Source organism: Sphingobacterium sp. GW821-FHT03E03 (genome assembly GCF_059420745.1).
This window is the reverse complement of the sequence record NZ_JBWKUH010000001.1, coordinates 194,869-206,903: the sequence shown is the minus strand read 5'-3', so window position 1 is coordinate 206,903 and position 12,035 is coordinate 194,869. Positions and strand designations below refer to the sequence as shown.

Here is a 12,035-nt window from a genome sequence, read left to right as displayed (position 1 = left end):
TATGGCAAAAGGAGACTTTCCAAAAAAGGAAGAGTGCATTTCACAGCTGCAGGAACATCCTGCTTTTGTTATTTTTAGCATTTTAATTTTTATCGTTCGTATCTATAAGATAAAACAAATTTGACGCCATTGATGTAGGGAAACGAACGAATAATTAATAATCATCATACGACTGAATATTTGGATCAAATAGAAATGGTCTGCCAACATCTTGTTTGTCCATCGTGACATTAGATAGGATAACACGATAAAGTGCATCGGCTACAACTCCGTTGAAACTAATGGTTTTTTCTTGATTATTTTTATCTTTTGGATCATGTTCTAAAATTTTTTGTTCACCAGTTTTGTTCCAGGTATTGGTATTTTCATCAAAATAAATCACTTGGCATAAATTCTTGTAAAGGCGTTTGCTTAAAGATTGCACTCTGAACCGTACGGTAGTTAATTTTGATGGGTTTTGTCTTATCTGATGAATCTTTCCTTTTTTATCCAAAAGAAACGGCAAGCCTACAGGTATTGTAGATTGGTTGAAATCGAAAACAATTGGACAATATAATACATTATTTGCGATATTCTGAAATTTTGATGTATTCCCAGATAAAGAGACGGCACTGTCTATTGGTTTCCAATCCTGTCCATTCAGAACACCTAAGAATACTTTTTTTCCTTGCACATTAACTTTAATCTCAAGCTGACTAACCGGAAGATACTCATTTGTAATATCAAGAAAGCTTCTCGTTTTTTCCTCATCTGTTTTTTTCTCCAATGGGGTACCATATTGGCTTCTAAATGCTTTGGCTAACCTTGCTCCTCCAAATGGTAGAGACCCTGCAACGGGATTATTATACACAGCATTCATAGGAACAAATTTAGTGCTTTGCACATTATAAACACTTAACCAAGAATGCCCACCATAGTTACTTGTCCCCCAAAATGGAGTGAATTCGTGTGCACAAGGGATTCCCGCCGCTCTTAACATATATCCCAGGATCATATTTAAATCTTCACATCGGCCACCACCTAGAGTCCGCATTTCTTTCACGCTAAACTGACCTGGATAGTAATTGATTTTTTCATGAATATATTTATATTTTTTAGCTATTGTGTCGTTGATAATAGATGCAATTCTCAAATAAGATTCGTTACTATTTACATTTTTTAAAATTTCCTTTATTAAGTTGTAATGGTCTTTGCGCCAATTCTGTAATGGTTCATTTTTGATCCTATGTGGAAGAATGTACTCTTTAAATATATCAAAAGAAATATTTGATTTCACCCACGGCAATTCATATGTCTTAAAAGCATAATCAATATTCTCAATAATTTGTTCCGCTGAAATGACAGTTAAATCCTCAATAAATTTAGTTGGTATATAAGCAAGGGTACAATTCGTTCTTTTTTCTAATTTAGTTTTTTCTATAAAAGCTGAATCAGCACTACCGTAAATAAACATATCAAATGAAAGATTGTTTCCTCTGCTGTCGAAAGCTTGATATTCATAATATCCTTTGCCTGCCATATTACCAATTAAGTAATATGCGGCCTCTAATTTTAACGAATCGGCCCTGTTTTTTGAATAGTGAGTTATTACCTTCTCTAGCTGAATTTTATTTTTTTGTGAATACATCAAAGCATTTTCATATTTTTCTTTAATTTCATTATTTCCATGATCAGTACATGACGAAAATATAGTGAATACTAAGAGGGTGAAGATTAATTTCATTTATTTTATTCGTGAATTTGATTGATTAATTAATAAGCACTCTTGCATAAATTTTTATTACATTTCTGTAAAACTGAATTTCTTTGTGTAAAAAAACTTAAAAACGCACGGGTTTTCTAGTTCTAGATGAAATAGAATGATATATTTTAAATATATCATTCTAAAACGTTTGCTTTTATACTTAATACAGTATATGGATCTTCTGTGTTCGCTTTAATTATTATTGCTTTGGTATGGGTACCGGGATCATGTTCTTTATAGAATGAAACCTTTATGCGTCCCGAATCAGCTGGCAATATTGCGCTATTTGGTTTTTCTGCTACTGTACATCCACACCCACTTGAGATATCCTCTATAACCAAGGCGGAGTCACCCACATTTTTAAATTTAAAAAAATAAGAAACAGTATCGCCATTTTTTACGTTGCCAAAATCATGTTGCATTTTATCGAATTGAAAAGACCCATACTGTTTACCTTTACCACTATTACAAGCTAGTAGTAATGAAAAAATCAAAATAAATAAAAAACTTTTCATGTTAAAAAAATTGAAAACACCCGTTACATTCATTATTATGGAAATATTAACATCCTGTTAAACAGATGTAGCTCGGAGTGGCTTTACAGTTGTGAGGAGATACACATTCATTGTTCATATAATCAACCATAATTGCTGCACCCCGGATACCAGCTTTTGACATCTTACTTGTCAGATCGGTATTCTTACTAAAGCCCCAGAAACCTTCTTTAGCATCTAAGCCAAACATGGCCATAACCTCAGCGAAATCCTCTTCGCTTAATTTTTTGTAGACTGTTCCATAATTAAAGCCAACAATTCCAACACCTTCCCGGACAACCAGCTCCTTACGGAAATTGTCAAGAGTTTCCTTATCCAGTTTATTTAGGGGTGTTCCACCGTTGTGAACAATTCTATTAAAGTCATCTTGTGTACGAACGAGGTTGGCTGTTTTATTGGTTCTTAATTTTTCTAATTCAGCATTTGTTTTGGCCAGTGGAAAATTAGGACTAAATGTCTCTTTATTTTCGAATGCTACTTTTTCATTTGATTTGTTGCAGGAAGTGGCTGTAACTGCCAAAGCAACAGCGACGCAGAGAAAATAATTTTTTAAAATCATGTTTTAAATTTTGTGTTTAAATAAAAAAATATATTAAATGAACGGGTGTTCTGTGATGTTTGAATCCATGTTACTAATGCTCATTGAAAAACCTTTGATCTATGGATAATTATTATTGAAATTTCTTTAACCATTATTATGCAAACATGTTAAAAATATCTTTTCCAGATTCAACTTCTAGAATGCTTAATTTATTTAACGGAGTTCCATCAGCAGGAAAATTGAGAGTGAATGTCTCTTTATTTTCCAAGCCAGTTTTAATATCGGATTTACTGCACGAAGCAGCTACAAGTGCTAATGCAAAACCAATTAACAACAGATGTTTTTTTAAAATCACGTTTTAATATTTGTAAATTAAATAATAGAATTAGTGAACTGATATTTTATAAATTTCAAGAGCCTGTTTTTTTATTTCCTTTACTTCAAAGGACTCTGTTATTATTGGCGTATTTAATATTTCTTCTGCATAATGATTTGCTTTTTTTGTATTTTTCATATCTACATAGAACTGCATCAATGCATATTTGGGAATAAATTTCTTTGGTACCATCCGAGTTGCTAGGAGATAGCTTTTTTCAGCTTGGGAATATTGATTTATGGCCTTATAGGCATCTCCTAAATAAACATAGATGTCAGTATTCCCAAATATTTGAGAGGCTTTTTTTAAAATGTCGATGCCTTCAATATAGTAACCGTTTTGGATCAATGTGACCCCATAATTATACATGAAATGGCCATTTGTATTTAAATGTTCGTTTAATTGACGATAAGTAGCAATATTGAAGTTGCGTGTGGCCGCTCGCTTCCATTTGAAGGTATTTTTTATGATTTCTGTAACCTGTCCTATAAGAAAGAAGGAAAGAATAAAGCAGGGTAAAGCTAAAACTGTTTTCCATTTTAGATTAACAGGTATAGTAAAAACAATGCTTCTATCTAGAATTCTGATAAAAAGCATTAAATAAAATAAGATCAAAATTGTGTTAAGCGGATAAGAGAAAATTGAACATATAAAAATCGAGCATAAACCAGTGGATGCAATTATTTCCATAGTACTTTCCCTATATTTAGAGGTTTTTCTAATATTTTTAGCTAATACTATTAAAATAAAGACAATTGCCGATAATCCGATGATTCCTAATTCTGAAAGGATTTTCAGGAATTCATTGAATGGAACTTTAATATCATCTGCAATACTTGCGTATGCGCTTTGCGGATGGTTCAAAAAATATTCGGATTGATATAAATGATAGATAGCCTTGAACTTATCATACCCAACTCCAAACCAAAGATGATCTTCTATTATGTTTAAAGTATTTTGGTAAATGAATAATCTACCATTGACAGAGGTAGGTCTCATTGAAATCAATAAGGGTAAACAGCAGATCATCAAGATAGAACATCCAACAATAAATATCCGAAAGTACTCTCTTTTCGTTTTGCTGAATAAATTCTCATGAAAAGCCGCCTTAAAGAAAACAATAAGTGTTACGAACGATGCAAGCCAAGCTGTCCTCTCTTTTGATATAATTATGACCAAGACTGATAACAGAAGTGAAACAATGCTTATTGTTAATAATAATTTGTTTTCTCTAATTCTTTTATCAACAAAAAATATTAAGCTAAATGGGAGTGTACATGATAAATAGTTGGTGAAAATACTGGGGTTTTTAAAAACACTGCCCATGGAAAATACGGTTTCATTGGCTATAATATTAAAGTATTGAAGCAGTGCGTGGCAATTTAATATAGTATTTATTGCAGAAACGGTTAACACAAAGAAAACTTTACTTTTGTCATCTAGATTAATCTTTTTGAGAAAGATATATATAATTACAAATGAAATAATCTTTAAGAACGCCTCGTTTTTGAAAGAAAATGTACCGCTAAAAAACAAGCTACAAAATACAACGGTTAAAAACATGAGCAAGCCGATTTCAATTTTTGATAAAGAAAATATTAAAGTTTCTTTTACTTGAATTAAATAAATTCCAATGTAAATTAACCCCAAAAATGAAATATAATAAAGGCAGTAGATCGAAATGCTGAAAAAAATACTATCCTTTTGGAAAATAGAGCTGAATGGGCTCAATTGTAATGCAAGTATAAGCGTAAAAGCAAATACCTGTAGAAATTGTTTTTTAATTGGAAACATCTTTAGGCTATTTGAAATATCGTTCTTTTTCGGAAATTGATAAACTATTTGAGGATTTCGGATAACTTCTTATCCAAAATTTCCCCTCTTAGATCTACTGCTATGATTATTCCGTCCTTAATAAGGTAATTGGTCGGGTATTGGGAGATTCCGTAAATTATGCTTGCTTCATTTTTCTGGCCTTTCAGATCCGAAATATTCTTCCATGGTAGTTTGTCCTCTTTAATCGCAGCAAGCCATTTTTTTCTATCACTATCAGCTGCAACGCCCAAAATTTCAAACCCTGACTTTCTATACTTATTATAAATTTTAATTAATTGAGGGTGGCCTTTTCTGCATGGCACACACCACGAGCCCCAAAATTCCAATAGAACAACTTTGTCCTTAAAGTCGGAAAGTTTAACCATTTTATTTTTTGGATTAGGTTGCATAAAATCTGTATATCTGTCCCCGATTTTTACATTCTTATTTGTTTTGATAAATTTTGAAATGCTTACTCCATATGTTGTATTTTGAATATGTAGGTCTAATTTTTCAAAAAGTTGCTTGGTTGTATCTCTTCCCCAGGTTGTTGCATAGACTTCTAGAAGATATGCACTTAATATTGAACTCGGATTGTTTTTGACAAAATTCACATACTGATTTCGTTCATCACCAAATATTTTTATCTGCTCGTTAAGTGAGTCCAATACATGCTGAATTCTTGATCCACTTATTTTTGCGTTTCTAAAATTTCCTTTTTCAGCATTAAACTGATGCAATGAATTTTCTATCCAGAACATTTTATAATCGGCATAACCTTTTGTATGTAAAACGACTAATTTTTCTGTTGTATTGATAGTTCCACTGAAATTAAATTTTCCATTTAAAATGTAGGTTGAATCTAAGCCGTCTAAGTATATGATGCTGCTATCCTGAAAGCCTGATACCTGTCCCGCAATTTTAAAATTAAGGGTTTGCGAATAAGTTCTGGTTAAGGTAAAAACTGCAAGTAAAATTGAAAGAATAATTTTAATCGCACTGACAGTTTTTGAATATTTGTTCGATAATCGAACTATTTTTACTGTAAAAAAATGCATGTACATTTTGTTATTAAAAAACAGAAAAATTGATATTATTTATGTGTTAATTGTTGTTATAATCGGTGTATATTAATTCTTTCGCGAAAAAATACGACTAAATGTATGTTTTACGGATATTTTATTGAAATACGTGGCAAATATAATGTTTGAGTTGTAAAATTATCGTTAATTCTATTATTTAAAATGTAACAACATGGGTGTCAGTAAAATAAAATTTTATTTACTTATATGGTAAATATTTGGAAGAAAATTAATTCTATCGTAAATCATAACTAAAAATAAACCATATATTTTATATAAAAATATGGGAAACCGTAAAGTAAACTTCAAAAATATTTATTATCCCTAATTTGGAACTAGTAAGTAGCGTGTGATAACGATTTCACAAATTTTTCTTATGGAATTTTTGTGAAATTTGTATTTGATTTGACATTAAAGTGGAACTATCTTTTACATAGTTTATTACAGTTAAATGTTGTTGTGTGACCCATTTGTTCCTCAAAACTATAACGGGTTAATAAACAGTGGTGTAAAATGAGCTCTAAGTTTTGTGCCGGATCATTTGTGTCTAATTTCGATGGTACAAATACACAAGGAAGAGGCTCGCTACGTATCGCATATGCCGATTTAATTTACTGACACTAAACCTATATAAGTTTGGCTTCGAAAGGCTGAACTTATTTTTTGTTTAAATGGTTAGGAATCGGGATTATTGATCATAGCTCTATAACTTTTCGGTATCTCCCACATACCGCTTACATACACCTTATTTTCCTCAGCTCGGACCTTTAACAGCCATACTTTTGCTATACACATAAAACACTAGAATATGGCAAATCAATTTTTAATTAAAGAGACTATGGCGGATATGAAAGCATTATCTGCCGCTGAAATCACAGATTTACAAAATGGAACTTATGAGGGTGTCCAACTATTAGGTTATTATGAAAAAGGGGATACCCCAGCACCGATTATTTATTATCTAGCTGCACTTACTCCCGATCCTGGACCAGAGGATGGCGGAAGCGTCATCCATGTAGGCGGAATTAAACTCGTACATAAATTCGAGGGTGAAATTGACGCGAGATATTTTGGTGTTCAATCGAATCTGGATGTCACAACCCATTTAACGAATATTTCTGCATACATTAGTTCTAATACTTTAGTCTCCAATCTAACTTTCAATGGATTATCAAGTTTTGAAATCAGCGAAAGCATAGTTTTTAATCTCAAAAGAAATTTGGAATTAAACGGATCAGGTGTGCTAGTAAAGAGAAAATTAGGCACAGGAGGAATTGTGATATTTGACTTTAACTGTTCAGGACATAATCTCAACATTTCCGATGTAAATTTCGACGGTACGAGAAATGAAGAAGAGAGTTTCTATACAAGGGTATCGCAAATCCATGTTGCCAATAATGCTAGAACAATAAAGAATACCATTCCTGTAAGGGTAAATAATTATACTCAAGCCAATATTGACACATGTAATTTTAAAAATATACATGGATGGGGGTTATATAGTCTATCTGGGAATCTACTTACAATTGAGAACTGTGTTTTTGAGAATATAGCCAGAATAGCAGTAGAAAGCAATAGAGACGTAATCAAGACAATTGTACGCAACTGTAATTTTGATGACATAGGAATATTACCAGAGGTTTTTAATGTAGACGGTACTACGATACTATACGATCAGCTTGTTAATGGATCTAAATATTTTACTGACAATGGTGATGGCGTAATGTTTTTAGGACACGAGGGGCATTGTTATAACTGCATATTTACGAACGTTAACCGACTTAATGTCGTTTATGACGTGCCGAATGTGGACGTAAATGGAAAAGTGGTCATATATAACAATACCATCTATAAAAAACATCCTAAGACAAGATGTTCCAATCCGAGCGGAATTTTTTGGGTTGAGTATGGTCATGAAGCATATATCTATGATAACAAAGCTTTCATGTATCAGACTTCTCCTGAAGATTTAGTGTGTCAGGGCATTGTATTCGCGCAAACAAATAGATCAAAATGTAATGTTGTTATTGACAACAATCAGATTTACAATATATCATACAACAGATCTCTAGTTGGTATAAATTTTACATCATTTAATGGGAATTTAAGAATAACCAGAAATACAATAAAGGGGACTTTCTATGGATGTTTGGTACATAATTTTGAAAGCGGTGATAGTATCACTGATCTGGAAATAGACTCAAATTACCTACATAATACTAATCCGGCAAGTAATAGCTCTACTTTCATTATTGAAACTTCAGTAGGATTTAACAATTTGGTGTTCAACAATAATTATTGCTTTCAAGAGAATAAGATCTTACCCTCTTTGCAGACCAGAAATATAGGCAGGTCCATAGTTTCCAATAATCATTTTAATGGAGGAAATGTATTCTCGGGCTTCGTCCATCAGATCGATTTAATATTTTCGGGTAATTCTGGCGTTGGAAATTATGAGTTTAATAAAAATAGTGGCCCTGAACTCTCCAAAGTTGAGATTGTGAACAATGATATAGGATCATTAAAAATGTTTAATTCCTTTAACAACACTGCCGGAACTTTTGCCTATACGGGGACTATTTCGGGTAATAGGCTTAAATCACCATTACAGATTTCGTCTGGTAAGAACTTGAGAATCACAAAAAATGAAGTTGACGGCGGTATACTTCTATTGTCACCTCTACATGAAAATGATTTAGTCGTCGTGGCAGACAACGATATTATCTTAACTGCGATCAATCAGACTGGAATCTATATCAACAATACAATCCCAGCCACAGATATTACAGTCCGTAGTAATAACATCAATGGGCGTGATTTTTCAGGTGTAACAGGTATCTTTTATCAGGTACCGCTCAATCGTACCAATTGTATTAGCATTGGAAATCACCTTAAAAAACTAAAAAATTATATGCTCAATGATTTTCAGAATATAGGTGGAACAGCCAATATGCCTTTATTGGATCAGGGATCACAGCGTTCTTATAACTGGTTTAATACTGATACGAATACACTTATGATTTGGGATGGATTTGCTTTTAGATCTGCAGTTCCCAATGCTTCATCTACCACAAAAGGAGTTGTAAGTCAAGCCGCAATTTCTCCTGATAGCGCAGGTAATCCATCTTCCGCATATACCCAGATGGAAATCCAATCAATACTGTCTGAGCTTCGGGATTTAAAGACCAAATTAAGAACAGCGGGGATTTTAGCAACATAATGACCTCTGTTTATTCGCTAAATTTGAGTCTGGATGATGATTAAAGTTTTAGTGTTTTGAACAACGTTTTATATGAAATGATCAATAGTTATTTCAGATAGCATGTTTATCTTTAGGTATTGAAGAACCACACGTCGGTTTACGGTTAGTTCGACCAACAGATTAGCCAAATTGCTTCCCTCTTCCGGTTAGGAGGGAGGCTCTTTTTGTTTTAGGGCTTCTATGTACGCAGATAGCTGCTATCACTTAATTGATGTAGCGTAAGCGATGTACTCCATTACAATAGACAGGTCAGCTTCCGCCCAGTCGTAATCAAGCAGTTGATCTATCGCTACCCATATTGCCTGGGCATGCTCCAGCGCTTTTACTTCTCCAGATTGTAGGCTGCATACAAAAGGGTAGAGCTGCAGCGAAAAGTCAGCGTAGTGGTGCTCGACCATTGTGAGCGCTTTGCGTATGGTGATATCAATATTGAGTTCCTCTTTGATCTCTCTGCGTAGGCTGTCTTCTTTAGATTCTCCGGTTTCGATCTTTCCTCCCGGAAACTCCCATTTCAACGGAAGTCTCATCGAGGCTGATCGCTGGCAGATCAGTATTTTATTGGCGTGTTCTATTATCGCGCAGGTTACTTGTAGCATAGTGGCTCAAAGGTAATGACTATCGTATATTAAAGGGAAGTTGTTTTTAATACTGAATTTTTGTTCAAATGGATTATTTCTATAAATCTATTCGTTCAAATCCATGATTCAGAATATTCAATACATAGCTGCCCTTTGCATTCCCCTCGGTATCATTGACCCTCTGTTTATATTTATGTATTTGAGCCGTTAATGTTAGCTTTTTAAGTTCTGTAAATGGTATTTTCCAAATGCCGGTTAGTGGCGAAGCAAATATCGTTGTGTTACCTAATTGATATTTTAGGGCTATCCAATCTATCCAATAAATGATGTCAATTTCTGGATAATTCTCCTCATATCTCTCACAATCTTTGACATTGAATGTAACGGCATACGTAGGATCCATGTCCATATCTTTAGCGAAAAAAAAAGGTGTGTTTTGGGTTTTGAGATCTGCCATTCGCTGTGTTTGTGTATTGATCAGATCAATTGCATATTTATTGTACGCTTTTTCCGGATTTATGGCCAAGTTGAGTTTGGCTCCGAATTTTTGTATAAAGATTTCCTCTCGGCGAGCCCCATCTTTACACCAGGCTCCTTTATTTTGTAGATCCTTTGAATTTACTATATTATTATCCTTGTCATAAAGGTTGTAGCCCATAATTTATTTCTTACTAGTCATTGATTTTCTATACCTTGATTGATCCTCCTATCAGAAGCTTTTTCTCCCGTTACTATTTCAGTTTTTTTTCAGCTGCTTCAACATAGCCTAAGGAATTCTTGTTGATCAGGCCATTCAAGTCAAGGGAAGCTTTCATCAAAATGATGTAATGTGAATATACTAATTTTTGTTTTATTAATGTACACATTCTGAATTTTTCTTCTTGGTTTAAGTTCACTAGCAATCATGTACATGGCTGCGAAAATGATCAATAGCTATTTCGGATCATGTTTATCTTTATTGATAAGCAAACAACATTTTTATTAGGGGCTAGCCAGGTTAACAAATCAGCCAAATTGCTTCCCTCTGTCGGCTAAAAGAAAAGCTTTTGTGCTTTTAGGAATTTGCGAGCAGAAATGGTTGTCATTATTTAATCAGTTTTGTCTAAACGACATATCATACTCCTTAACAAACAATAAGCAAGACCAAAGAATTTTTGGTTTCTTAAAGCATATTTTTATATTTAATCAGTGTTGAAAAGTGGCTTCAGGTATTGCAGCTTTTGAAGTATGAAGTAAAACGACTTTTATAAAATAATCAATGGATAATATGAATACAGAATTATATGAGCTTTTTGAAAATATAAGCCCAGCGGAACTTTCTAAGCTAAGAGGAAAGCGGCAGGACACATCGACTAGGGATAAACAGTCACTTTTGAAAAAGGTCTCAGAGATCGAGGAGATTCTAACAAAATTGAACAAAAGAATTTCTTTGATAGAAGTTGAATGACCATAGGATCTCTTCGGGGAGCCTATACGCTATTTCTGGTGCTCGGTAAACTTCGTTTTGACCGAACGTATTGAAGATGCTATTTCCTTATTTTTTCCACACGCTCGTTGGTGGCTTATCTCCCTTCGGGCAGATGCTACCGCCCTTCGGTTGCTTGCTGTTTACCGATTTAGTCTACCCATGATATAGTTCGGCTAGTGATCTTAATCGCCTAAAATCTTATAAAAAAAGTATTCAAATTATTTGGAAATATAGTCAAAAATGACTATATTTAAGTATTGTTATTTACTGGATTAAGCAGTATTTAGTGATACTAAAATTAAAGAAATTGAGAGTGGAAGTTTAAAGTAATTTAAATTTATAAAGCTATGAATTTATCAATTAATTTTTTTGTTCAGGCATTGCAACAATATGAGATTCGCAAAAATATGTCAGTGACATTGGTGCTCGAATCGGACGGATCAGGAAGTCTTTGTGATTATTCTACTGGGGAATCTTTTTATGAGTTTGATACAACTGATGAGCTTTTCAGTTTTTTGAAGTCTAAAAACTAAGTAATCATATTTCTCAGCTCTATTGCAATATGGCCAATCCAGGGAATAGGGATACGACATATTTCTAAATATAGCTTTATTG

10 protein-coding genes are annotated in these 12,035 nt (G+C 33.3%); 2 read left to right on the top strand and 8 right to left on the bottom strand.

Features of this window, described 5'->3' with window-relative positions; genetic code table 11:
• Positions 1–154: 154 nt before the first annotated feature.
• From AC07UV_RS00800 to AC07UV_RS00775, 6 genes are all read right to left on the bottom strand, one after another.
• Positions 155–1,723, bottom strand: coding sequence for a transglutaminase-like domain-containing protein (locus tag AC07UV_RS00800; RefSeq protein ID WP_495182362.1), 1,569 nt, complete (start codon positions 1,721–1,723; stop codon positions 155–157).
• 155 nt (positions 1,724–1,878) lie between these two features.
• Complete coding sequence (locus AC07UV_RS00795; protein ID WP_495182361.1) at positions 1,879–2,259, bottom strand: DUF1573 domain-containing protein; 381 nt, start codon at positions 2,257–2,259, stop codon at positions 1,879–1,881.
• Between the two features lie 46 nt (positions 2,260–2,305).
• Positions 2,306–2,857, bottom strand: a complete 552-nt coding sequence (locus AC07UV_RS00790; protein ID WP_495182360.1) for a hypothetical protein — start codon at positions 2,855–2,857, stop codon at positions 2,306–2,308.
• Between the two features lie 136 nt (positions 2,858–2,993).
• Positions 2,994–3,194 carry a hypothetical protein gene (locus AC07UV_RS00785; RefSeq protein ID WP_495182359.1) on the bottom strand — a complete coding sequence of 67 codons (201 nt, stop codon included), beginning with the start codon at positions 3,192–3,194 and terminating at the stop codon, positions 2,994–2,996.
• Between the two features lie 30 nt (positions 3,195–3,224).
• Positions 3,225–5,009: an O-antigen ligase family protein gene (locus AC07UV_RS00780; protein WP_495182358.1), complete on the bottom strand. Its 1,785-nt coding sequence runs from the start codon at positions 5,007–5,009 to the stop codon at positions 3,225–3,227.
• 44 nt (positions 5,010–5,053) lie between these two features.
• On the bottom strand, positions 5,054–6,088 hold the full coding sequence (locus AC07UV_RS00775) for a redoxin domain-containing protein (protein WP_495182357.1): 1,035 nt from the start codon (positions 6,086–6,088) through the stop codon (positions 5,054–5,056).
• Between the two features lie 832 nt (positions 6,089–6,920).
• On the opposite strand from AC07UV_RS00775, the gene AC07UV_RS00770 reads away from it, so the two are divergent.
• Positions 6,921–9,332 (top strand): hypothetical protein, encoded by a 2,412-nt coding sequence (locus tag AC07UV_RS00770; RefSeq protein ID WP_495182356.1) that lies wholly within the window; start codon positions 6,921–6,923, stop codon positions 9,330–9,332.
• A 242-nt stretch (positions 9,333–9,574) separates the two neighbouring features.
• Here AC07UV_RS00770 and AC07UV_RS00765 read toward each other — a convergent pair whose 3' ends face one another.
• Both AC07UV_RS00765 and AC07UV_RS00760 read right to left on the bottom strand, forming a co-directional pair.
• Positions 9,575–9,970, bottom strand: a complete 396-nt coding sequence (locus AC07UV_RS00765) for a (deoxy)nucleoside triphosphate pyrophosphohydrolase (protein WP_495182355.1) — start codon at positions 9,968–9,970, stop codon at positions 9,575–9,577.
• Between the two features lie 79 nt (positions 9,971–10,049).
• Positions 10,050–10,610, bottom strand: coding sequence for a hypothetical protein (locus tag AC07UV_RS00760; protein WP_495182354.1), 561 nt, complete (start codon positions 10,608–10,610; stop codon positions 10,050–10,052).
• A 1,157-nt stretch (positions 10,611–11,767) separates the two neighbouring features.
• Between AC07UV_RS00760 and AC07UV_RS00755 the strand changes: the two genes are divergently transcribed.
• A complete protein-coding gene (locus AC07UV_RS00755; protein WP_495182353.1) occupies positions 11,768–11,953 on the top strand; it encodes a hypothetical protein in 186 nt (61 codons plus the stop codon).
• Positions 11,954–12,035: the final 82 nt, after the last annotated feature.

What these genes read in the sequence shown, in the direction of transcription:
- AC07UV_RS00795 (WP_495182361.1), bottom strand. Translation starts at nt 2,259, where the DNA reads ATGAAAAGTTTTTTATTTATTTTGATTTTTTCATTACTACTAGCTTGT.
- AC07UV_RS00770 (WP_495182356.1), top strand. Translation starts at nt 6,921, where the DNA reads ATGGCAAATCAATTTTTAATTAAAGAGACTATGGCGGATATGAAAGCA.
- AC07UV_RS00755 (WP_495182353.1), top strand. Translation starts at nt 11,768, where the DNA reads ATGAATTTATCAATTAATTTTTTTGTTCAGGCATTGCAACAATATGAG.
- AC07UV_RS00775 (WP_495182357.1), bottom strand. Translation starts at nt 6,088, where the DNA reads ATGCATTTTTTTACAGTAAAAATAGTTCGATTATCGAACAAATATTCA.
- AC07UV_RS00765 (WP_495182355.1), bottom strand. Translation starts at nt 9,970, where the DNA reads ATGCTACAAGTAACCTGCGCGATAATAGAACACGCCAATAAAATACTG.
- AC07UV_RS00760 (WP_495182354.1), bottom strand. Translation starts at nt 10,610, where the DNA reads ATGGGCTACAACCTTTATGACAAGGATAATAATATAGTAAATTCAAAG.
- AC07UV_RS00800 (WP_495182362.1), bottom strand. Translation starts at nt 1,723, where the DNA reads ATGAAATTAATCTTCACCCTCTTAGTATTCACTATATTTTCGTCATGT.
- AC07UV_RS00790 (WP_495182360.1), bottom strand. Translation starts at nt 2,857, where the DNA reads ATGATTTTAAAAAATTATTTTCTCTGCGTCGCTGTTGCTTTGGCAGTT.
- AC07UV_RS00780 (WP_495182358.1), bottom strand. Translation starts at nt 5,009, where the DNA reads ATGTTTCCAATTAAAAAACAATTTCTACAGGTATTTGCTTTTACGCTT.